At 65.2% G+C, this 23,855-nt stretch carries 14 protein-coding genes; 8 read left to right on the top strand and 6 right to left on the bottom strand.

The features are described from left to right. Positions 1–28: 28 nt before the first annotated feature. Positions 29–2,797 (bottom strand): TonB-dependent receptor, encoded by a 2,769-nt coding sequence (locus tag JAO73_RS01920; RefSeq protein ID WP_198975488.1) that lies wholly within the window; start codon positions 2,795–2,797, stop codon positions 29–31. A gap of 254 nt (positions 2,798–3,051) precedes the next feature. Then, positions 3,052–5,607 (bottom strand): bifunctional UDP-N-acetylmuramoyl-tripeptide:D-alanyl-D-alanine ligase/alanine racemase, encoded by a 2,556-nt coding sequence (locus JAO73_RS01915; protein WP_198975487.1) that lies wholly within the window; start codon positions 5,605–5,607, stop codon positions 3,052–3,054. A 176-nt stretch (positions 5,608–5,783) separates the two neighbouring features. Here JAO73_RS01915 and JAO73_RS01910 point away from each other — a divergent pair, with 176 nt between their 5' ends. From JAO73_RS01910 to JAO73_RS01875, 8 genes are all read left to right on the top strand, one after another. Continuing rightward, positions 5,784–7,235: a M16 family metallopeptidase gene (locus JAO73_RS01910; RefSeq protein ID WP_198975486.1), complete on the top strand. Its 1,452-nt coding sequence runs from the start codon at positions 5,784–5,786 to the stop codon at positions 7,233–7,235. Positions 7,236–7,253: 18 nt separating this feature from the next. Next, positions 7,254–8,747, top strand: coding sequence for a M16 family metallopeptidase (locus tag JAO73_RS01905; protein ID WP_233168631.1), 1,494 nt, complete (start codon positions 7,254–7,256; stop codon positions 8,745–8,747). Between the two features lie 147 nt (positions 8,748–8,894). Then, positions 8,895–9,491 carry a hypothetical protein gene (locus JAO73_RS01900; RefSeq protein ID WP_198975485.1) on the top strand — a complete coding sequence of 199 codons (597 nt, stop codon included), beginning with the start codon at positions 8,895–8,897 and terminating at the stop codon, positions 9,489–9,491. Between the two features lie 181 nt (positions 9,492–9,672). Next, positions 9,673–10,599 (top strand): hydrogen peroxide-inducible genes activator, encoded by a 927-nt coding sequence (locus JAO73_RS01895; protein WP_198975484.1) that lies wholly within the window; start codon positions 9,673–9,675, stop codon positions 10,597–10,599. Positions 10,600–10,734: 135 nt separating this feature from the next. Then, positions 10,735–12,732 (top strand): ATP-binding protein, encoded by a 1,998-nt coding sequence (locus JAO73_RS01890; protein ID WP_198975483.1) that lies wholly within the window; start codon positions 10,735–10,737, stop codon positions 12,730–12,732. A 30-nt stretch (positions 12,733–12,762) separates the two neighbouring features. Then, positions 12,763–14,202, top strand: a complete 1,440-nt coding sequence (locus JAO73_RS01885) for an amidohydrolase family protein (protein WP_198975482.1) — start codon at positions 12,763–12,765, stop codon at positions 14,200–14,202. A gap of 153 nt (positions 14,203–14,355) precedes the next feature. Continuing rightward, positions 14,356–17,991 (top strand): DUF4394 domain-containing protein, encoded by a 3,636-nt coding sequence (locus JAO73_RS01880; protein WP_198975481.1) that lies wholly within the window; start codon positions 14,356–14,358, stop codon positions 17,989–17,991. A gap of 96 nt (positions 17,992–18,087) precedes the next feature. Next, positions 18,088–18,318, top strand: a complete 231-nt coding sequence (locus JAO73_RS01875) for a PID-CTERM protein-sorting domain-containing protein (RefSeq protein WP_233168630.1) — start codon at positions 18,088–18,090, stop codon at positions 18,316–18,318. Between the two features lie 94 nt (positions 18,319–18,412). Here the strand turns inward: JAO73_RS01875 and JAO73_RS01870 are convergent, their stop codons facing one another. The 4 genes from JAO73_RS01870 to JAO73_RS01855 form a co-directional block, all read right to left on the bottom strand. Beyond that, positions 18,413–19,126 (bottom strand): GAF domain-containing protein, encoded by a 714-nt coding sequence (locus JAO73_RS01870; RefSeq protein ID WP_198975480.1) that lies wholly within the window; start codon positions 19,124–19,126, stop codon positions 18,413–18,415. A gap of 88 nt (positions 19,127–19,214) precedes the next feature. Continuing rightward, positions 19,215–21,860, bottom strand: a complete 2,646-nt coding sequence (locus JAO73_RS01865) for a DUF5686 and carboxypeptidase regulatory-like domain-containing protein (RefSeq protein ID WP_198975479.1) — start codon at positions 21,858–21,860, stop codon at positions 19,215–19,217. Between the two features lie 150 nt (positions 21,861–22,010). Next, positions 22,011–22,982 carry a ferritin-like domain-containing protein gene (locus tag JAO73_RS01860; protein ID WP_198975478.1) on the bottom strand — a complete coding sequence of 324 codons (972 nt, stop codon included), beginning with the start codon at positions 22,980–22,982 and terminating at the stop codon, positions 22,011–22,013. 41 nt (positions 22,983–23,023) lie between these two features. Next, positions 23,024–23,818 carry a ferritin-like domain-containing protein gene (locus tag JAO73_RS01855; RefSeq protein ID WP_198975477.1) on the bottom strand — a complete coding sequence of 265 codons (795 nt, stop codon included), beginning with the start codon at positions 23,816–23,818 and terminating at the stop codon, positions 23,024–23,026. Between the last annotated feature and the right edge of the window lie 37 nt (positions 23,819–23,855).

Genomic DNA, 23,855 nt, shown 5'->3' with positions numbered 1-23,855 from the left:
TTCAACCCGCAAGCAACAACCTAAAAACTTATTGCCCAAAGGCGTAAGTCGCTTTCAGGTAGAAAAAGGCCCCGTTGGCGCCCATCTGCACCATGTGGTGGGGCAGGATGTCGTGGTCGTAGGGCGTGGTCGAGGGCGAGCCGTAGGTTTTGAGGTAGTAGGCCTGATAGTCGGCCGCCGAGGCGAAGCCGTCGGGGGCGTGGCCGTTTTTGGCGGCCTGCAGCAGGTTGTCGGGCCGCACGTTGAACAGGTTCTGGGCACCGGCGGCCAGGGTCAGGCCTTTCGTGGGCTTGTAGGTGAGGATGAGGTCGGTGACGGATTTGGGGCTGAAGACCAAATAGTAGCTTCCCTCTTCCAGCCCGTCGAAGTTGAAATCGTAGGAGGCCACTTGACCGAAGCGGGTATAGCGGGCCGTGGCACCCCACTTCACGCTTTCGTAGCCCACGCTGGCCAGCAGCTTGCTTTTGGGGCTGCCCGTGGTGATGAGCGACAGCTGGCGTTGGCCGATGAAGTTGTTGCCCGCAATTTCATCGGTCTGAATACCCCGAAACAGCGTGGGCACATTCAGGCTGCGCAGGGTGGTTTCGTTGAAGTTGGCGGCGGCGGTGACGTGCAGCGTGCCGCGGCCCAGGGTGCGGTTGTAGCTGGTCACGAGGTCGAGACCGCGGGTGCGGGTGTTCAAGGCATTGGCGAAGAACTGCACGCTCGTGGTTTCGGCCTTGTCGAGGGCGTCGTCGAGCTGCGGCGAAATGCCGGCGCCAAACTCGTTGGTGAGCGAAATGCGGTCGTCGATGTCAATCTGGTACGCGTCGGCCGTGAACACCAGGTCCTTGGTGGGCGTGAGCACCAGGCCCAGGCTGGCGTTGCGCGACTTCTCGGCCGTGAGCTTGCTGATGCCGGCCACCTGCGCAATGTCGCTCTGGTTGTTGTAGATGCCCGAATAGGTGGTGCCGCTGGCCGTGGGCAGCAGCGTGAGCTGCCGGTACAGCTGCTGGTGCTGCGACGGCGCCCGGAAGCCGGTGTTGTAGGCGGCGCGCAGGGCCAGCCACTTGGTGGCCTGCACGCGGGTAGTGGCCTTGTAGATGAGGGCCGAGCCGAAGTCGGAATACCGCTCGTAGCGGGCGGCGGCGCCCACGGTCCAGTTTTTCAGCACGTCGGCTTCCACGTCCAGAAATCCGGCCACGTTCTGGCGGCTGCCCGCGATGGCCGAGGTGGGGTCGAAGCCGATGAAGCCCTGCGAGCCGCCCGAGGCGCCGGGCTGGCCCGCCTGATAGTCTTTCCAGGAGTTTTCGTCGCCGGCCACAATCTCGAAGTAGTCGTTGCGGAATTCGGTGCCAAAGGCCACGTTGGTGCCGGCCAGCACGTTGTCGAACAGGCGGCTGGCCGTGGCGTTGGTCACGGCCTGGGTGAACTGCAGCCCACCGGCCTCAAACGAGGTGGGCGACTTGGCGCCCAGCGAGGGGTTGAGGGTGTTGTCGAGGTCGTAGCGCATGCGGTTGGTGCCGATGCTCTGGCTCAGGTCCAGGTCCCAGCGACCCAACTTGAGGTCGAGGCCTACCACGGCGGCCCCGTCCTGAATGCGGGTATTGATGTTGGGCTGGTAGCCCAAGCTGAAGCCCGGCTGCGTGCCCAAGTCGGCGGGGTTGGCGCTGGGCAGCACCCAGGGCGCCACGGCTTGGCCGCGCCGGTAATTATAGGTGCCGAAGGAATAGAACCGCGCCTTCTCCGACAGCTCCACGCCGGCATTGTACACGGCCCGGTAGTTGGTCATGATGGCGTCGCCGTTGCGCTGGCGGTAGTCCTTGGCCGTTTTCTTGTTGGCCAGCAGGAAGGAGTCTTCGCGGGCCCGAATGCTGGAGTACACGGGCCAGGAATTCAGGTCGCGGGCGTAGTCGGGGCTGGTGGTGTAGCCGCGGTAGTCCACTTCGCCGGTCACGTTCAGGAAGCCTTTGCTGCCCAGTTTCAGGCCTTTGTTGAGGCTCAGCGTGGTGTTGTAGCCAAAGCCCGACTGGTGAATGCCGTTGTTGACCATAACGCTGCCGCCGTGGTTGTCGCTTTTCAAGTTGAGGTTGATAACGCCGGCAATGGCGTCGGAGCCGTACTGGGCCGCCGCGCCGTCGCGCAGGATTTCCACGCGGTCCAGGGCGTTCGAGGAAATCGTGTTCAGGTCGGTGGTGGCGCTGCCGTAGGGGCGGCTGCCCAGCAAGTTGATGAGGGCCGAGGTGTGGCGGCGCTTGCCGTTCACCAGCACCAGCACTTGGTCGGAGCCCAGGCCGCGCAGCGTGGCGGCGTCCACGTGGTCGGCGCCGTCGGCCGAGGTTTCGCGCACCGAGTTGAAGGACGGCACTGCGTAGTTGAGCAGTTGCGTATTGTCGACGCGCGGGGCCGCCAGGGCCAACTCGCGCATGTCAATCACGTCCACGGGCGCCACCGACTCCAGAGCCGTGCGGTCGAGACGGCGCGTGCCCACGGCCACCACGTCGGGGGTCAGCACGAGGGCGAAATTTGCCGGCGCATCGGCCTTCAGAAACACGTTGTTGATGACTTGCGCGCGGAAGCCGGGCTGGCTGATTTGCAGCGCATACGGGCCACCCGTAAGCAGGGTATTGATGGTAAATGTTCCTTGGGTGTCGGTGGTGGCCACGCGCCGGATGCCCGTGGGCAGGTGTAGCACCGTAACTGATACGCCCGTGAGGGCCCCGCCCCTTTCGGTTTGGATGGTTCCGGTAATGGTGGCCGCGCTGGTGATTTCGCTTTGGGCCCAACTGCGGGCTGGGACGCCAGCGCCAACTGCCAAAGCTAGAAAACAAGAGAGTCGAAGTAGATGCATAAATAACGTGTGGAAAAGTTTGTGTCCAAAAAATAGACTCTGCTCTATTTTTTGGACACAAACTTCCCAAACGCACAGTAGCTCTTCCTTCTTTTTCGGCCAACAGTTGATTTTAAGACACAAAGCCTTCTCTACAGTCGATTAAGACTTCAAGAATTCTTCCCCACATCCTCAACCTGCTTTTTCAGCTTTTGGAAATAAAAGCAGGGCTATGCTGGATGCTACTCACTCACAAATACCCGCTTTACCCGTTCGCTCACGTTGGTGAGCAACTCGTACGGAATGGTGCCGATGCGGCCCGCCAGCTCGGGCAGCAGGAGGCCTTCGCCAAACACCACGGCCACATCGCCGGCCCGGGCTTCGGCAATGTGCGTCACGTCGACCATGCACATGTCCATGCACACGGAGCCCACCAGGGGCGCCCGCTGGCCCCGAATGAGCACCATGCCTGCCCCATTGCCGAAGCGCCGGTCGTAGCCATCGGCGTAGCCAATGGCCAGCGTGGCAATGCGTCGGTCGGCATCGGCCGCGGCACCCCGACGGCCGTAGCCCACGGTGTGGCCCGCGGGCAACGTTTTGATTTGAGAAACGGTGGTGCGTAGCTGGCTCACGGAGCGCAGGGCATCGGTGTCGCGGCCGCTGGCGTCCACGCCGTAGAGGCCGATACCCAGACGCACCATGTCGAAGTGGGCTTCGGGAAAGCGCAGAATACCGGCCGAGTTCAGCGCGTGCTTGAGCACCGAATAGCCCAGCGCTTCCTCCACGGCCGCGGCCATGCGGCGGAAGGCCGCCAACTGCTGTTGCGTGAAATCGTCGTGCACCGCCTCGTCGGCGGCGGCCAGGTGCGTCATCACGCTGGCCACGGACAGGTGCGCGGCGTGCTCGCGCAGGCGGGCAGTCAGCGCCGGCAGGTCGGCTTCGTCGAAGCCGAGGCGGCGCATGCCCGTGTCGAGCTTGAGGTGAATTCTTGGCACTGGCAGCGAACCGCCAGACGCTGCGGCATCGAAGGCGGCCAGGTACTCATTCAGCATCTCGAACGAATAGATTTCCGGTTCGAGACGGTACTGGCGCAGCGTGGCAAAGGAATCGGGCGCCGGGTTCATCACCATGATGGGCAGGCTGATGCCGGCTTCGCGCAGGGCAATGCCCTCGTCGGCGTAGGCCACGGCCAGGTAGTCGGCGCGCTGGAATTCGAGCAGGCTGGCCACTTCGTAGGAGCCGGCGCCGTAGGCGAAGGCCTTCACCATCACCATGAGCTTGGTGCCCGGGCGCAGCTGGCGGCGGTAGTGCTGCAGGTTGTGGGCCAAGGCGTCGAGGTTGACTTCCAGCACGGTGCCGTGCTGCTGGGCCTGCAGGGCCGCCACGATACGCTCGAACCCAAAGCGGCGGGCGCCTTTTACGAGCACCACTTCGCGAGCAAAATCGGCCGGATTCAGCTGGGCCAAAAAAGCTTCGGTGGTCGGGTAAAATTCAGTTAAAAGTTGAGAGTTAACGGGCAAAGGCACATCCGGGCCTTTCGTCTTTTCACTTCTCACCGTTAACTGACTAATCTCCGGCCCGATGCCGATGAGGCGCGTGATGCCGGCGGCCGGCAGCAGGGCCGCCACCCGCGCGTACAATTCCGCGCTGCTGAGGCCCGATTCCAGCACGTCGCTCAGGATGAGGGTGCGGCGGCCCGGCCGGGGCTGGCGGGCCAGGGCGTTCAGCGCCAGCGACAGGCCGGCCAGGTCGTTATTATAGGTATCGTCGAGCAGGTAGGAATCGTGGCGGCCCAGCTTCATTTCCAGGCGCATGGCCACGGGGTGCAGGCGGGCAAGGCGGCGCTGGATTTCGGCGGGCTCCAGGCCGCGGTGCAGCAGCACGGCCAGGCAGTGCAGGGCATTTTCCACCGACGGCTCGTCGGCGAAGGGCAAGGTGAATTCGGCGGCGGGCTCCGGGCCGGCAGCGTGGGCCAGCCAGCGGCTGCGGTCGGGAGGGCCGGGCTGGGCTTCAAAAAACACGTCGGCCGGCTGGCCCACGTGGCGCGTCCAGCTGAAGGCAGGCAAGCCCAGGCGAGAGACGGCGGCGCGCACCAACGGCTGGTCGGCGCAGTAGAACAGCCGCTGAAAGCCCGGTGCCTGAAACAGCTTCAGCTTTTCGAGCAGCTTTTCTTCGTGCGAGGCAAAGCCGGCGTCGTGGGCCGTGCCCAGGGTGGTGAACAGGCCCTCGGTGGGCCGAATGATGGCCGCCAGCCGGGCCATTTCGCCCACTTCCGAAATGCCGGCTTCGAAGATGCCCAAGGTGTGGCGGGCGGGGTTCAGTTCCCACACGCTCAGCGGCACGCCCACCTGCGAGTTGTAGGAGCGCGGCGAGCGGCAGATGTCTTCGTCGGGACTCAGCAGTTGGGCCAGCCATTCTTTCACAATGGTTTTGCCGTTGGAGCCGGTGATGGCCAGCACCGGGCCGGCGAAGGTGGCGCGGTGCGCCGCCGCCAGGGCCTGCAGCGCCGCCAACGGGCTGGCCACGGCCAGGATGCCGGCTCCGGGATAGGTGGCCAGCCCGCCGGGGATTTCAGCGCCTACCCCTACCACAAAAAGGCGCACACCCTGAGCGTAGAGGGCCGGCAGGTAGCGGTGGGCGTCGTGGCTGGGGCCGCGCAGGGCGAAGAACAAGGCACCGGCGGGCAGGCCCACGCGCCGGCTGTCGAGCAGCAGGTGGCGCACCTCGGCGGCGGGGTCGGCGGGGGCTTGCAGCAGGTGGCCGGCAAGCAACGCCGGCAGCGTGGAAAAGGCGAACACGGCGCAAAGGTCGCGCGGCGGGTGCTAAAATGTTGTGAAGCCCGGCGGTGATGCAACGGCCGGGCATTATCCCTCTTCATTGTTCCGGCGTTGCCCGTCGGGCGGGTTGACATGGAGCCGACATTTCTTACATTAAGAGCCTCTTACACCTCTCTTCTACTTCACACCTTTTCCCTATGAGACAGTTGTTTACCCTGCCACGGGGCCTGCGATGGGCGCCGGTGGCCGCGCTGGCGCTCGGAGCGTGCAGCCCCAAGGCCACGTCGGTGGTCACGACGCCTGCGCCCAGCAGCGCTGCCCCCGCGGTGGCGGCAGCCCCCACCCCGCCGCCCGCCGGGCCGGCGTTTGAGATTCCGGTGGAATACTACACGCTGCCCAACGGGCTGAAAGTGGTGCTCTCGCCCGACCACACGGCGCCCACGGCCACGGTGGCGGCTTATTACGGCGTGGGCTTCCGCACCGAGCCGCGCAACCGCACGGGCTTTGCGCACCTGTTTGAGCACCTGATGTTTCAGGGTTCGCAGAACCTGGGCAAGAACGAGTTCATCGGGCTGATTCAGAAGAACGGCGGGGCCCTGAACGGCTCGACGCGCTTCGACTTCACCAACTATTTTGAGGTGGTGCCGGCCCACAAGCTCGAAACCATCTTGTGGGCCGAGGCCGACCGCATGCGCGGCCTGGCCATCACCCAAACCAACCTGACCAACCAGCAGGGCGTGGTCAAAAACGAAGTGCGCGTGAACGTGCTCAACCAGCCCTACGGCGGCTTTCCGTGGATAGACATGCCCATGAAAGCCAATAAGAACTGGAACAACGCCCACAACTTCTACGGCGACATGAGCGACCTCGACGCGGCCAACCTGGCCGATACCAAGTCGTTTTTCAAAACCTACTACGCCCCCAACAACGCCGTGCTGGCCGTGGTGGGCGACTTCGACCCCGCCGAGGCCAAGGCCTGGGTGCAGAAATACTACGCCGCCATTCCCAGCGCGCCGCAGCCGCCCAAGCCCGACATTGCGGAGCCACGCCAGGAGCAGGAGCAGCGCTTCAGCAAAGACGACAAGCTGGCCACCAAGCCGGCCCTGGCCTTTGGCTACCACATGCCCGAGCGCAACACGCCCGAGTACTACGCCATGATAATGCTCGACCAGATTCTGCTGCAGGGCAACGACAGCCGTCTCTACCAGGCCCTGGTGCAGAAGCGCGGCTACACCGACAACGTGAGCGGCGGCATCAACTATTTGGGCAATCAGTTCAACTACAACGGCCCCATGCTGTGGATGGGCGACCTCGTGTTTGACCCCGCCGTGCAGGCCGACTCGGTGGTGCGCGTGCTCGACCGAGAAATTGACCGGCTGGCCCGCACCGGCATCGACCAGCCCACGCTGGACCTGGCCTTGGTGAAAATCCGCTCGGCGTTCTATGACCAGGTGAGCGGGTCCGACAACTTCGGGCGGGCCGATTTGCTGGCTGCGTTTGCCTTGTTCGACAACGACCCCAGCCGCATCAACCGGCTCGAAGGCGAGTTCCGGAAGGTGACCCCCGAGCTCATGCAAAAGACCATTCGCGAGTACCTGCGGCCCACCAACCGCACCATCATCACCGTCAACCCCCTGGCCAAAAGCTAGTTTTCCTGCTGTTTTGATATGAAAAAGCTAGTTATGGGGCTGCTCAGCGCGGCCCTGGTGGGCGCCGGGGCGCCACGTGCGCAGGCCCAGAAAGCCCCCGTCAAAACCAAAACGACCGCCAAGCCGGTCGTTCACTCCAAAGGTGCGGCCCGGGCCGTGGCGGCGGCCAAAGCCAACGCCGCGGCCAAGCAGGCCCCGCCCGCCGGCGGCCAGCCGCGCGACTTTGCCCTGCCGGCCAAGGAAGATTTCACGCTCGACAACGGCCTGCGGGCCCGCCTGGTGCCGTTCGGGCAGGTGCCGAAGGTGACGCTGATGGTGGCCATTCAGGCGGGCAACGTGCACGAGGCGGCAAACGAAGCGTCGGTGGCCGACCTGCTGGGCAAGCTGCTGCAGGAAGGCACCGCGTCGATGTCGGCCACGCAGCTGGCCGAGCGGGTGGCCCGCATGGGCGGCGCGCTCAACATTTCGGTGGGCGCCGACCAAACCACGCTGCTGGCCTCCTGCCTGAGCGAGTACGCGCCCGAGCTGGCCACCCTCCTGGCCGACGTGGTGCTGCACCCGGCCCTGCCGGCCAGCGAAGTGGCCCGCCTCAAAACCGACCTGAAGCGGCAAATGGCGCTGGCCCGCGCCCAGCCCGGTGTGCAGGCCCGCATGAAGTTCAACACGGCCATCTACGGCGACCACCCCTACGGCCGCGGCCTGCCCACCGATGCCCAGCTTGAGGCCCTGACCCTGGAGCAGGTGCAGAACTTCTACAGGACCCAGTACGGCGCCCAGCGCACCAGCGTGTACGCGGCCGGGCGCTTCGATGCGCCGGCCTTGCGCCAGGCCATCACCACAGCGTGGGCCGGATTCCCGCAGGGCCCGGCGCCTAAGATTGAGGTGGCCAAGCCGCTGACCAAGGGCGACTTACTGACCCAGGACCGGCCCAACGCCCCGCAGTCGACCATTGTGGTGGGCCTGCCCGTGGTAGACCCCAGCCACCCCGACTACATCCGCATGCGGGTGATGAACTCGCTGCTGGGCGGCTCGTTTGGCTCGCGCATCACGCGCAACATCCGGGAGGACAAAGGCTACACGTATTCGCCCTACAGCTCTCTCACCACCCACTACCGGGCCGGCACCTGGAGCGAAACGGCCGACGTGACGACTGCCGAGACCGGCAACTCGCTCAAGGAAATCATGAACGAGGTGGAGCGCCTGCAGAAGGAAGCGCCCTCGACGGAGGAGTTGAAGGGCATTCAGAACTTTGAAGGGGGCATGTTTGTGCTGCGCAACTCCACGCCGGCCGGCATCATTGGCCAGCTCAACGCGCTGGACCTGCATGGCCTGCCCGAAACCTACCTCACCGAGCAGGTGAAAAACATCAACGCCGTGACGCCGCAGCAAGTGAGCGACATCGCCCGCAAGTACATCCGCCCCGAGGCCATGACCATCGTGGTGGTGGGCGATAAAAAGGTGGTGGAGCCGCAGCTGAAGAAATTCCAGGCCGAGCGCAAGAAGCCGCTGTAGCGCTGGCATTTCCCACATGAGCCATTTTCCCAGCACTTGCCCGCAGGGCTGGGAGAATGGCTCATTTCGTTGCGCGTGCAATTGGGCATTCGTGCCTACCTTTCTTTTGCCTTCCTTTCACGCAGCGCTGCTGTTGCCCACTTTCTTATGCTAAACTCTACCCGCGGCTGGCTCCTGGCCGCCCTCACGGCCACCTCGTTCCTCGCCGCCTGCCGCAAAGACGAGGCGCCATCGGCCGACCCTGCCCCCTACTGCGAACTGGCTAATCGAATAGTCCGGCCGGATGGAAGCGCCTATGTCATTACCAACGACCCGCCCAGCATCCGGAGCGCGGCAGTGCTGGGCACGGGGGCCCTGAAGCTTGAGCTCGTGTCTTCCACAACCGTCCTGCACATAGACATAGACGCTGCTCAACTGAAGCGACGGGACAGCGCTTTGCGCGGCGGCGATTTGTTGGGTACGTATGCGTGGAAGAGCTTCGACCGACCCAACGACCCGGCTGTGGTGCATTACCAGTTCCGGTGGGACGGGGCGACTTCCGTTTTCCCCTTCAGCGAAACCACGCCCCAACTAACCGGCAATCTGACCATCACGGCTTACGATGCCAAACGGCACCTTATCAGTGGCCGGTACGAATTGGGAGCCCCCAGTCAGCTGAATCCTTTGCCCGGCTCCGTCGCCATGTTCCCATTGGTTACCATTAGGGTATATGGCAAATTCGACAACGTGAAAGTGGCCATCTAGCGCCTCTCTTTCGACTGCTTAAAGCGCCGTTTCGTTTGTTCGAAGCGGCGCTTTTCTGTTAAGTGCCTACTAGGACATCTTCTACTGGCATGCCCAAGCCCACCAAGTATTTACGCAGCGAATTCCATAATCAAAACCAATTTATAATCGTGCTATTATAACCCCTGGTTATCTTTGCGGCATGAATTTGCAGCAACTCACGTACTTGGTGGCCCTCGATACGCACCGCCAGTTTGGCCTTGCCGCCGACAAAAGCTGCGTGAGCCAGCCCGCCCTGAGCGTGCAGGTACAGAAGCTGGAAGAAGAGCTGGGCGTGCTGCTCTTCGACCGCAGCCAGCGCGGCGCCGAGCCCACGGCGGTGGGCGCGAAGGTCATTGCCCAGGCCCGGCAGGTGCTGCGCGAGGCCCAGCTGCTGCGCGAGCTGGTGCAGGCCGAGAAGGGCGAAGTGGTGGGCGAGCTGCGCCTGGGCGTCATCCCCACGGTGGCGCCGTACCTGGTGCCGCGTTTTTTGGTGGGCCTCACCGCGGCTTACCCGGAGCTGCGGGTGCGGGTAGAGGAGCTGCGCTCCGAGGAAATCATGCAGCAGCTTAAGGAGCACCGCCTCGACGTGGGCCTGCTGGTGACGCCGCTCGACGACCGGCAGCTGCGCGAGCTGCCGCTGCTGGAGGAGCCGTTTCTGCTGCTGGCCTCCGACACCCACCCGCTGGCCGCCCGCGCCACCGTGCAGCCCGCCGACCTGCACCAACCCGGCCTGTGGCTGATGCAGCAGGGCCACTGCTTCCGCAACCAGGTGCTGAACGTGTGCGGCCCGGCTTCTTCTACGGGCGCCGTCACGTACGAGAGCGGCTCGATTGAAACGCTGATGGAACTAGTTCGACGGCATCATGGCTATACACTGGTGCCGGAGCTGGCAGTGCTGGACGAAGTGGGCCACAACCCGTTACTCAAGCGCTTTGCCGAGCCGGCGCCGGTGCGCGAGGTCAGCCTGGTGGTGCACCACGGCTTCGTGCGCACCCCGCTGCTCATGGCCCTGCGCGACCTCATTCTGGCCAGCGTGCCCGCCCGGCTGCACGCGGGCCAGGCCGGCGCCAAAGTGCGTTGGCGCTGAATGCACCCCAAGCTGGCCTTTCCGCGCCCATCAGGCGTTATTATTCGCCGGCAGTGCCCGGCATGCACCATGCGTTTTCACCCTGGGCCGTCGGGTCCTTTTACCCACTTTTTTATCCGATTCTTTTACGCCCCTTTGCTTGTAGCCCGGTGGCTTGTGCTGAGCGGCGGCCTGTTGCTAGCCGCCCAGCCGCTGCGCGCCGCCCAAACGCCGGCCACCGACAGCCTGCGGCGCGTGTACGAGCGCACGCCCGCCGACTCGAGCCGGGTGCTGGCCCTGCTGAAGCTGGCCTACACGTACCGCGCCTCCAAGCCCGATTCGACCATGGCCCTGGCCCAGCAGGCCTGGCAGCTGGCGCGGCGCTACAATTTTGACAAGGGCCGCGGCCGGGCCCAGAGCATGATGGGCATTGTGCTGCGCGAGCGCGGCGAGCTGCCCAAAGCCTTTGCCAACCAAACCATTGCCCTGCAACTGAGCCGCGACACCCACGACTTGGAAGGCGAGGCCGCGAGCCTAAATGCCTTGGGCAACATCAGCTTCGACCTGCGCCAGTACCGGCAGGCCATTCGCTATTATGAGCTGTCGCAGGCCTTGTTTCAGCGCACGCACCAGTCGGCCTGGGTGGCCGGCGCCCTCACCAACCAAGGCAGCTGCTACGAGCGCCTGAACGTGGTGGACTCGGCTCTGCTGCGCCAGCGCCAAGCCCAGGACCTGCTGGCGCGGTTTCCGCGCCCCAAGCTGGCCGAGGCCCTGGCCCTGCGCAACATGGGCCGCGTGCAGGCCCGGCTGGGCCACTACCCCGAAGCCTTGAGCTACTACCGCCGCTCGCTGCGCGAAACCGCCCTGACCAACGACCTGCGCAACCGCTCGATGGCGTACTACCGCATGGCCGACCTCTACCACACGCTGCACCAGCCCGATTCGAGCCTGCTGTATGCCCGCCGGGCGCTGCAAACCGCGCAGCGGGTGTCGTACCGCATCACCGTGCTCGATGCGGGCAACCTGCTGGCCCGCCTCTACCAGGCGCGCAACAACCTCGACAGCGCCTACCGCTACCAAGGCCTGGCCATTGCGGCGCACGACAGCCTGTTTGGGCCCGACAAGTTCCGGCAACTGCAGCTGCTGGCGTTCAACGAGCAGCAGCGCCAACTGCAGCAGCGGGCCGAGCACAAGCTGCAAACGGCTAGCTACCAGCGCATGGCCCTGCTGGCGGCGCTGGGCTTTTGCGCGCTGATTGCCGCGTCGTTGTGGCGCACCACCTACCACCAGCGCCGCGCCAACCGCCTGCTAAACGAGCGCAATGCCGAGATTGAAGCCCAGCGCAATGCCCTCGACCAGGCCCTGACGGAGCTGCGCACCATGCAGGACCAGCTGGTGGCGGCCGAGAAATGGTCGTTTGTGGGCGAGCTCTCGGCCGGCATTGCCCACGAGCTGCAAAACCCGCTGGCCTTCATGCGCAATTTTGCGGCCGTGAGCGAGGCCCTGCTCGACCAGGGCCCCGCCCTGCCCGGCACCGACCAGCCCAGCGGCCTGGAGCAGAAAATCATGGCCGGGCTGAAGCAGAACCTGCGCGAAATCAGCCAGCACGGGCAGCGGGCCTCGTCCATCATCACCAACATGCTGGCCCACGCCCGCACCGGCAGCAGCGCGCCGGAGCCCACCGACCTCAACGCCCTGCTGGCCGAAAGCCTGCGCCTGGCCGGCCTGAGCACGCCGGGGCCGGCCGGGGCCGCGGCCGTGCAGCTCGACGTGGAGCTGGCCCCCCACCTGGAGCCGGTGCCCGCCGTGCCGCAGGAGCTGGGGCGGGCGTTTCTGAACCTGTTTACCAACGCCTTGCACGCCGTGCGCCACCGCCAGGCCGACGAGCCCACCTACCAGCCCGTGGTGCGCGTGCAAACCCGCCGGGCCGAGGGCGCGGTGGAAATTCGGGTGCGCGACAACGGCATCGGCATGTCGGCGGAGGTGGCGGCGCAGGTGTTTCAGCCCTTCTTCACCACCAAGCCCATGGGCGAAGGCACGGGCCTGGGGCTGTCGCTGAGCTACGACATCATCACGAAGGGCCACGGCGGCACGCTCACGGTGGAAAGCGAGGAAGGCGAGTTCACCGAATTTACGGTGCGGCTGCCGGCCTAACTTTGCCGCGGCCGTTTGCCGCTCTTCCGCATGAATTTCCCCCGAGTCTTACTGGGCCTGAGCCTGGCCGCGGCGCTGGCCGGCTGCGCCCGCCGGCCCACCAAGCTGCCGATTTACGATGTGGTCATCAACCACGTCACCCTCGTGGACGTGGCCACGGGCCAGCTCACGCCCAACCAGGTGGTGGCCATCTCGCGGGGCAAGATTGTGGAGGTGCAAACGGCCGACAAGGACAGCTACGCCGCCAAGCAGTACGTGAACGGCAACGGCCGCTACCTTATTCCGGGCCTGTGGGACATGCACGTGCACTTCCGGGGTGGCGACAGCCTGGCGGCGGCCAACAAGAAAAGCCTGGCCCTGTTTCTGGCCCACGGCGTGACCACCGTGCGCGACTGCGGCGGCGACCTGACACGCAACGTCATGCAGTGGCGGGCCGACATGGACGCCGGCCGCTACGCCGGGCCGCGCATCTTCACCTCGGGCCCTAAGATTGACGGTCCTAAGGCCTACTGGCCGGGCTCGCTGGAAGTGGAAACGCCGGCCCAGATTGGCAAGGCCCTCGACTCGCTGCAGCGGCTGCGGGTCGACTTCGTGAAGATTTACGACAGCAAGATTTCGGGCGCAGCCTACCTCAACACCATTGCGCAGGCGCAGCGGCGCGGCCTGAAAACCACCGGCCACATGCCCTATTCCGTGAAGCTGGGCGACGCCGTGAAGCGCGGGCTCGACGCTACCGAGCACCTGTATTACGTGTTCAAGGCCTGCTCCGGCAAGGAAGACAGCCTGACGGCGGCCGTGCGCGCCAGCCTGAACACGCCCAAGCCGCTGGGCCTGTTTGCGGTGCTGCCGGCCGTGTACGACACCTACAGCCCCGTGGCGGCCGCGCGCATCTTCAAGCTGATGGCCAAGCACAAAACCGCCGCCGTGCCCACGCTGCACATTGGCAAAACGCTGACCGAGCTGCCCGAAAACGACCACGCCCGCGACACCCTGCTCGCGTACATCGACCCGAAGATTCAGGCCACCTACGCGCGCCGGCTCAACAGCGCCAAGCAGCAGCCGCTGGCGGCCCAGCAGTTTAGCAAGAAGCTCGAAACCAAGTTTATGAGCCTGGTGCCGCAGATGCAGGCAGCGGGCGTGCCCCTGCTGGCTGGCTCCGACAGCGGGCCCTTCAACTCGTTCATTTACCCCGGCGCGTCGTTGCAGGACGAGGTGATACTGCTGGTGCAGGCGGGCCTCACGCCGCTGCAGGCCCTGCAGGCGGCCACCGTCAACGGCGCGAAGTTTATGGGCGTGGCCGAGCGCACGGCCGCCATTGCCGTGGGCAAAGATGCCGACTTGGTGCTGCTGACGGCCAATCCGCTGGAAAACATTGCCAACATCAGGCACATCGACGCGGTGATATCGCGCGGCAAAGCCTACCCGGCGGCGGCCCTGGCCAACCTGCTGCGCGCCATTAAAAACCCGTGAGGGCGGGGTGGCCCGCGGGGGTCGTATTAATTTGAGATTAAAAGAGGGAGCGGGGTAATCCTTGCGGCTGAATGCCAACGTATGTAACGGGCGACCCGGCGAAATAACGCTGCGCCGCCCGTTGCTTATCGTTTCATTTTTACCTCCTACTCCATGTTCAAACACCTACTTTCACCGTTGGCAGCGCGCCAGCGGTTTCGTCGTTTAACAGGGGCCGCGGCGTTGGGCGCGGGCCTGCTATTAGGAGCGACGCCGGGCGCTCAGGCGCAAACGGTTTACGGGCTGGGCACGGCCACCAACAGCGTGATAGTACCGGCGGGCTCGCAGGGCCTCATCACCATCAACCTGACCACGGGCATGACCAATACCTTGTCGCCCACGCCCATTGTGTACGCCTCGCCAACCGATAACCTGCCGCTGGTGGGCCTCGACTTCCGGCCCGCTACCGGCGGGCTGTACGCGCTGGGCTACGACGGCGTGAACCAAGCGCAGCTGTACACCGTCGACCCGGCCACGGGCCTTACCACGGCCGTGGCAGCCAAGTTTGCGCTGGCGCTGGGGGCGGCACCGGTGCGCATCGGGTTCGACTTTAACCCCATGGTGGACCGCATTCGGGTGGTGAGCTCGACGGGGGCCGACTTCCGCCTCAACCCCATCACCGGCGGCGTTGCGGCCACCGACACCAACTTGGCTTACGCTGCGGGTGATGCGAACGCCGGCACCACGCCGCGCGTGGGCGCCGCCGCCTACACCAACTCCGTGACGGGCACGCCCCCGCTCAATACCCAGCTCTACGACATCGATGAGCAGAACAACAACAACCAAATTGGCTATCTGGCCATTCAAAGCCCGCCCAACAACGGCACGCTGAACACCGTGGGCGAGTTGCGGCTGGGCTCCTTCGGCATTAGCACGGCCCGCGGCTTCGACCTCGACATTTACTTCAACCCCACCACCGGCCAGAACGTGGGCTACCTGGAAGAAGTGAACGGCACGGGTGGCAGCAACCTTTACACCTTGAACCTGGGCACGGGCCAGGCCACGCTGGTGGGCAACACCGTGCCCGCAGCGGCGGCATTTGAGATTCGCGACATTGCCGCGCAGCCCTCGGCCACGGCGCCGGCCACCACCGGCCAGCTACTGTATGCGGTGAGCGGCGGGCAGCTGGTTTCTTTCTTTTCCGACTCGCCCAGCTTGCTGCGCTCCACGGTGGCCTTGGGGGCCCTGAACGCGGGCGAAACCCTGGCCGGCATGGACTTCCGGCCCCTGACCGGCGAGCTGTACGCCCTGGGCTACAACGCCGCTGCGGCTACCGGCCGCCTCTACACCGTGAACCTGGTCACCGGCGCGCTCACGCCCATTGGCAGCGGCCCCGTGCCGCTGGCGCTGGGCGGGGCGTCTGACCGAATTGGCTTCGACTTCAACCCCACCGTGGACCGCATTCGGGTGGTGAGCACCAACCGGGCCGACTACCGCCTGGTGCCCACCACCGGCGCGGTGGCTGCCACCGACGGTGCCCTCACGGCGGGCCCCGTCGTCAGCGCAGCCGCGTACATCAACAACCAGGCGCCCACCAACGCCACCACGCTGTACGACTACGACGCCACCAACAGCAACCTCTACATTCAGAACCCGCCCAACAACGGCACGCTGTTGCTGGTGGGCTCATCGGGCATTACCCCGCCCACTACGCAGCGCGGCGCCGATTTTGACATTTTTAACACGCCCAACACCACCACCAACGCGGCCTACGTGTTGACCAACGCGGGCGCCAGCATCGACGACCAGCTCTTTACGCTGGACTTGGCCACCGGCGCGGCCACGCTGAAAGGCACCGTGGGCAACGGCGGCGACGTGAGCGGCCTGGCCGCCTTTATCCCGACGGGCTCGCTGCTCACCTGGACCGGCGCCACCAGCACCGACTGGGGCACGGCCACCAACTGGACGCCCAACCAAGTGCCCCTGGCCAGCAACGACGTGGTGATTGGCGCCGCCGCCAACCAGCCCGTGGTGAGCAACGCCCAGCAGGCCCGCACCGTGACGCTGAACGCCGGCGCCACCCTCACCACCGCCAACGGCGGCAACCTGAGCGTGGTGGGCAATTTCACCAACGCCGCGGGCACCGTGGCCGGCGCAGGCTCGGGCCTGGTGACGCTGAACGGCGCCGCGGCCCAAACCATTGCCGGGCCGGCGCTTTCCACCTTCCCCAACCTGAGCGTGGGCACGGCGGGTGCCGCCACCACCGGCCCCGTGGCCATCCAGCGCGGCCTCACGGTCAGTGGCTCGCTGGCCATTGGCTCGGGCCAGGCCTTTACGTTGTTGTCGGGTGCCAGCGGCACGGCCTACGTGGTGAACACCGGTGGCACCGTGAGCGGCACGGCCACCGTGCAGCGCTACATCGACCCGAGCCTGAATGGCGGGGTGGGCTACCGCCATTATTCTTCGCCGGTGGCCAACTCAACGGTGGCCGACCTGGCCACGGCCGGCTTCACGCCGGTGGTGAACCTGAACTACAACACGGTGGGCAACACCGTGACGCCGTTCCCCACGGTGTTCGCCTATGATGAAACCCGGGTGAACACCAGCGGCAACGCCGGCTCCATCGATTTCGACAAAGGCTTTCTCTCGCCCGGTTCGACGGGCGATGCCCTGGAAGTGACGCGCGGTTACACCGTGAACATCAACGCCAATCAACTGGTCGATTTTGTGGGCACGCTCAACAACGGCACCTCGCCTCTTACCGCCGCCGGCCTCACCCGGGGTGCGCAGGCGCAGAGCGGGTTCCACTTGCGCGGCAACCCCTTCCCCTCGCCCCTGAACTGGACGGCGATGGTGAGCAACGGGCGCCTGAGCAACGTGGACAACGCGCTGTACGTGTTCAAGAGCAGCGGCCAATACACCGGCTCCTATGCCAGCTACGTGAACGGCGTGGGCACCAACGGCGGCACCAACATCGTTCCGCTGGGACAGGGCTTCTTCGTGCGCGCCAGCACCGCCGGCACCAGCGGTTCTGTGACGTTCACGAACCAAGAACGAGTGGCTACTTTCGACAATACGCCCTTCCAGCGCGGCGCCAACGACATCCGCCCGCAACTGACGCTGGCCCTGAGCAATGCCAAGGCCCGCGTTCAAGCCACGGTGTATGTGGAGCAGGGCGCCACCGCCAGCTTCGACCGCGCTTTTGATGCCAGTTTCCTGCCCGGGTCCAACGGGCTTACCCTGGCCACCGAAGCCGGTGCCGAGGCCTTGGCCATCAACGGCCTGCCCGAGCTGACGGGCGCCGACGTGGTGGTGCCGCTGCTGGTATCGGCGGCTACGGCTGGCACGTACGCCCTCACGGTCGACGACCTAGCCAACGTGCCCGCCAATTACCGCGTGTACCTGCGCGATGCCCTCACCGGGGCCTACACCGACTTGGCCGCTACCCCCTCGGTGAGCCTGACGCTGACGGCCAACGCCGCGGCCGGCGGCCGCTACGCCGTGGTGTTCAGCACCCAAAACCGCGTGCTGGCCACGGCGCCCGCCGCCCTGGCCCAACTGGCCAGCGTGTACCCCAACCCCGCGCGCGGCGCGGCTACTTTGGTGCTGCCGGTGGCGTTGCGCGGCCAGCAGGCCACGGCCGTGGCGGTGGTGGACAACCTGGGCCGCACCGTGCTGACGCGCACCCTGGCCGCCGGCTCCGCCGACGCGCTGGAACTGCCCCTGAGCGGCCTGGCCGCCGGTGTGTATTCGGTGCAGGCCCGCACGGCCGCCGGCCTCGTGGTGAAGCGCCTCGTGGTAGAACAATAGCTTGAATGGCCTGACCGCCGGCCCCGGGTGCTGCTGTAGCTCCGGGGCCGGCTTGGGCCGGGTTTCCGTCTCATTGCAACTCATTCTTTCTTTCCCATGAAAATTCTGACCCCGGCGCTTCGCCTCGTTCTTTCTGCCGCGGGCGTGTGCCTGCTGGCCGGTGCCTTTACGCCCGCCCTGGCCCAGGGCCCCGGCTCGGGCGGCCCCACGCCCGGCACGCCCGCCGCCGAAGTGCCCATCGACGGCGGTGCTTCGCTGCTGCTGGCCGGCGGCGCGGCCTACGGCCTCAAGCGCCTGCGCGACCGCAAGCGCACCGCTGCCGACTAACTTTCGGCTGCGTTCGGCAGCAAAACGCCTGCCTGGCCCACGCTCGTGGGGCCGGGCAGGCGTTTTTGTTGGCGCGAAGTACTGGCGGGCAGGCTTACGCGCAGCGGTGTTCGTCCAGTAGCGCCTTAATGTCGGAGAGACGCCGGCTCACCTGCGTGAGTAGCTCGGCCGGCACGGGCACTTGCACGCCGTGGCGGGTGAAGAGGTAGCGCACCAACGCCGTGAGCTCGCGCAGCTCTTCCTGCAATTGCGCCCGCACGGTTTCCCATTGCTCTACTCCCAGCGCGGGCTGCCCCAGGCATGCCACTCGCACCGCAATGGCCTGGCTGACCAGGGCCGCCAGCTGTTCCAGCAATTGCTGCTCGGCCTCGCTCAGGGTGCGGGGCTGGCGGTCGATGATGCAGAGCGTGCCCAGCGGCGGCTGGTTGGGCAAGTGCAGCAGCGCCCCGGCGTAGAAGCGCAACTCATTTTCCTCGGCGGCGCGCACGGCCTCGGGCGTGAGGGCGGCGGTTTCCAGGAGCAAGTCGTGGTAGACCACGGCGCGGGCCTGCTGCACCGCCGTGGAGCACAAGGCCTCCACGCGGGCCTGGCGGTCGTTGCCGGGCATGCCGTGGTTGGCGGGGTAGTACACGTCGTCTTCCTCCACCACGGCAATGAGCGAAATGGGGAGGCTGAACACCTGAGCCGTGAGGGCCACAAATTCCTCAAATACAGGCTCAATGAGCGTGGGCAGCACCTCGTTGGCGCGCAGGTTGCGCAGCCGTTCGGACTCATCAGCGGGCAGCAAATCGGCAGGCGTGGAAGACATGGGCGAGCGGTGCGGGGTGAGGAACAAACATAACCGTTTAGCCAGCAAATACTCCCGGCGTTTGGCGGAAGCCTCTGGGGCCATTTATTTAAAAGCCAAACCCTACCCGGAAGCCCGTGCCGAGCCGCTCGCCGCTTTGCAGGGCGGTGTAGAAATCGACCCGGAACACCTTCAGGATGTGCTCGAGGCCCACGCCCACTTCCACGTAGTGGCCGGCCTGCTTCGTGGTGAGATAGTTGAGCGAGGCCACTTCCTGCCATTTCAGCTTGCGCAGCAGCGGCACGTAGTTGAGGAAGAAGCCGTTGAAGTGGTGGTCGTAGTGAGCTTCGAGGTAGGCGTTGTTGGTGCTGAAGCGGTAGTAGTCCAGCAGTTGGAAGTAGCTGAAATTGCCGGTGAGCAGGGTTTGGTTGCCGGAGAAGTGGCGGTAGTCGATGAAGGTCATGCCCTCCCGCTTGCCCACAAAGCCGCCCACGTTCAGGCGGAAGTTGCTGGTGCCCAGCAGGCCCAGCGGCACGGCATCGCGCACGCCGGCCTGCAGCAGCAGGTAGCGCACGTCGGCGCCCAGCAGGCCGGGCAGGGCCGCGCGGCCCTGCACGTTGAACGTAGGCCACTTCGAGCCCAAGTTGAACTTGCCATCGGGCCGGTTGATGTAGCGCTGGCCGGGCTTGTAGTCGAGCGACAGCCCTACGGTGAGGATGCGGCTTCGGCCGAATTGAGTGTCGGTCAGTTCGTCGCTCAGGGGCACGTTGGGCGTGAAGGCCCGGCCCGGCACGTCGTGGATGAGGCGGTCGGTGGTGTTGGCCAGCTCGTGGCGGTCGAAGTAGCCGGCCGAGGCGCGCAGGTTCAGGCCGTTCACCGGCTCGGTGAGGTAGGTAAACTCGGCGCCGTCGCGGCGGTAGAGCTTGGCGTAGTTGCGGTTGAGGTAGAGCGTGTAGAAGGTATTGATGGCCGGCGTGAGCTGCGTGTTCTTGTCGAAGTTCTCGATGGTGCGGCCGGCCACCACGCTGATTTGCTTGAGCTTGGCCGGGTGCAGCTGCCAGGTGGCGTTCAGGCTGGGATTCAGCGCCTCGCTGCTGAAGCCGTAGCGCAGCGTGGGCGTGATGGTGAAATACCGCCGGTCGTCGGTGCGCTGGTTGAAGATGGCCTGGGCGTTGAGCACGACGCCCTCCACGGTGTTGTATTGGAAAATCTGAGCCACCGGCAGCACCGACACCGACTGTTTTTTAAAGGTGTTCTGGTGGGTGTAGCCGCCCAATATGAGGCTGGTAAACTCGAACTCGTTGCGCTTCTTGTCCAGCGAGTCCTGGTAGGGGCGCGACTTGCGGATGACCTCCGTGCTGTCTTTCACGCGGTAGTCCTTCATTTCCTCGGCCGTGAGGGGCACCGGGCGAATGGCGTCCCAGTAAGCCGAGTCGCGTTCGTTCACGCCTTTCTCGATGCGCTGCACCTCGCCCCGGCCCATGCTGGCAAAGGGGTCGTTTTTGAGGGAGTCGCGCTGGGCCTGCTTCACCTTCTTGCGCACCTGGGCGTTGAGGCCGCGCAGGTCGGGCTTGCGCTTGCGAATTTGGGCGGCAGTTTCCTGGCCCATGGGCGCGTCGGGCTTCTCGGCCACCACGGGTGGGGCGGCCTTGGGCTCGGGCGGGGACGGGTAGGTGGGCACCACGTTGGCGTAGTTGGAAAGCACGGCCGTGATGTAGCCCGACCCTTTGAATCCCAGCCCCGACAAGCTGGCGCGCACCTGCTGCGACTGGATGAGCCACACGTTGGGGTTGCCCGGCGCGGGCGCGTATTGCTGGTTAATGGTCAGGTTGTCGACGTAGTCAATCTGGGCGTCCTGGTCCAGGCTCAAATCGACGGAGTGAATGCGCCAGGAGCCGTCCACGATGTAGATGTAGCCCGAGAAAACGGGGTCGGTGCGCCGGCGCGGAATGACCCGGATTTTGTGCACCACCTCGCCGCCGCGGGGCGTGCTGCCCACCAGTTCGTACTTGTAAAACAGCATGGCGTTGGCGGCAATGGGCGACACGAACCCGCGCTCCGAAAACGCCGGCTTTATCAGGTTCTCATAGAAGCCCAGGTTGCGCCCCGCACTGGCCCGGTTGAAACTCAGGCCGCGCGAGTCGCCGCTCACCCGGCTCGATATCATGCGTTCCTTCACCACGTTGGGCTGCGTGAAGCTGAAATCGGACAAGCTCTCGGACAGGTAAAAGATGCCCTTTTTGATGTCGGGGCCCAGCTTGAACAGGCCCATGATTTTGGCTGGGGTGTCGTCAATGCGACCCAGGGCCTTGATGTAGATGCGGGCCCGGTAGGCGGCCACCTCGCGCCGGTGGTAAGCCCGCCACTGCTGGGCTTGTTGGATGATGGCGTAGGCCGGGTCGCGGTCCGAGGACTTCACCAGCACTTCGCCCAGGTTGTAGGCTTCGGCCTGCAGGGTCACGTTCACGGTCAGGAGCGAGTCGCCGCCGGGCACGCGCACGGGCTGCACCTGCGGCCGGTAGCCCACGTACTGAAACACCAACTCGTAGCGGCCCGCCGCGAGGCGCAGTTGGTACTCGCCCTGCTCGTTGGCGCCGGTGCTGGTGGCCGAGCCGCGCACCGCCACGTTGGCAAACGCTAGTCCCTGCTGGTTGGCCCCGCGCACGGTGCCTTTGATGACGCCGGCACGGCTAAAAGCAGGCAGCCCGCTCAACAATAAGGCAAGGAGAAGAAAACGCAGAACAGGCGAGGACATACAGCGGCAAGTAGCAGAAAGCGTAGGCCCGCCCAAGGTACGGCCCCGCTGTAACTGATGCCAACCGCGCGGCGGAGGTTGCTTTGGGCCATTCCCAACAAAAAGGGCCACCCACGGGCGGCCCTTCTGCTTTTCTAATCTCACAGCTGGCTACGGGTTGAACAACTGGGCCGGGTTGGCCGCGAAGTTTTTGGCGATGGCGCGCACCGTTTCGGCGTTCAGCGGCTCGTCAAACGCTTCGGCCCCTGCCGTGCTCGAAGACAAGTTGCCCACGCCTTGCACGTCGAAGGTGGCTTGGGTGGTGTTGTTTTCGGCCGGGTAAGTGGCCACGGGCAGGCCCGCTATGTACGGGCCTACGTTGGCGGGGGCGTTGGCCACGTTGCTGCTGTTGGGCAGCGGCGGCGTGGCCGTGGTTTCGTCCGGCGTAATCCAGCTTTTGGGGGCGGCCGTGGCCAGCGCGCCGCCGCGCCGCAACGAGCGAATGCGCGACGAGTGGCGCGCCTCCACGGAGTGAATGTTGAGGGCGGCTTCCAAAATGTCTTTGTTCGACATCAGGTTGGGGGCACCGCCTTTGTAAGCCCGCACGCCCGTGTCGACGAACTGCTGGGCGGCAAGCAGGAACACCGCTTTGTCGGTAAACTGGCCGTTGACGGGGTCGGTAGTGCCGCCCAGGGCCACCAGCGGGGCCAGCACAGGCGTGCGGCTCTTGTTCTGCGAAGTGGTGTAGTCGAAGTTCTGGCGGGTGAGCGGCGCGATGGCGGCGGTGCCCAACGCCCCGCGCAAGGTGTTGATGTGCAGCAATTCGTCGTTGCGAATGATTTCAATGGCGCGGCGCTCTTCCGAAGTCAGGTTCAGGCCGGGCGAGTTCAGGGCCTGGTCGTAGTAGAAAAACTCAAGGTATTCGAGTTGCAGCGCCAAGTTTAGGGTGGCCGTCACCACGGGGGTGGCGGTTTGCCCATAGGCCTTGTTGAACAGGGTGCTCATGGCCAGCGGCAAGGCCGCGGCCGACACTTTTTTGCCGAAGCCCAGAAAATTGCGGAAAGCCGCCCGGCGCGAATCGAACCGGTCATACACCTCGGGGTCGACCTTGGCGATGTCGTCAATGATTTGAAATAAGTCCATGGTATAGCGGAGATTAGGAGATGAAAAACGGGCCGACCGGGCTAGGCGAAGCTGTTGGCCCTGAGTTTGGAGCCCGCGGCCAGGTAGTTGTTAGCGGTGCTCAGCACCACCGGCGGGCGCTTGGAGCGCTCCTGGCCCGTGCCGCTCACGTTGCCCGACACGTTGCCCGTGCCGCTCAGGTTGTTGGTGGTGCTGGTGGTCAGGTCCACCACGTCGTTGGCCACGAAGGTGTTCGCGGTAATCATCTCCCGAATCAGGGCGGCGTGCCGCGCCTCCACCGATACGATTTTACCAGCTAGGGTCAGATAGGCAGGGTCGGTGATGAAGCGGCCGGCGCCGTTGTAGGCGGCCACGCCCAGGTCTTCAAACGCCATGGCGGCGTTCAGCACGCCCAGCTTGCCCGAGGTAGTGGTGCGCTGCGTGAAGTCGATGTTGCTGAAATCGGGCTGCAGGTTGTCGCTGATGCGGCCCGACGTGATGGCGCGCTTGAAAAACTCCCGGTGGCTGATTTCGTGGTCTTTCAAATCCGAGAGGATGGCCTTCTCGGCGGCGGTGGCGCCGGTGAAGTACGAGGCCACCACCTGGGTATAGAAGGCGGCTTCGAGCTGCTCCAGCGCGTAGGCGTAGTTGAGGATGCCGGTGTCGCCGCTGCCCACGTCGATGAGCCCGCTGTTGGGGTCGGTGTCGTCGTCTTTGGAGCAGCCGGACAGCCACAGGCCGCCGAGAGCGAGGCCCGCGCCCGAGTAGCGCAAGAAACTGCGCCGGGCCAACGGGCTGGTCAGGCCACGGCCGGGGGCATCGGCGGGCTCGGCCAGGAGGTTGTTGGGGTTGTGCATAAAAGGAATGTAGAAAGGGTGAATGGAGAAGAACTTC

Source organism: Hymenobacter miniatus (assembly GCF_016427455.1).
Classification (GTDB): domain Bacteria; phylum Bacteroidota; class Bacteroidia; order Cytophagales; family Hymenobacteraceae; genus Hymenobacter; species Hymenobacter armeniacus.
The sequence above is the reverse complement of the archived record's forward strand: the minus strand, read 5'-3'. Positions and strand labels throughout refer to the sequence as shown.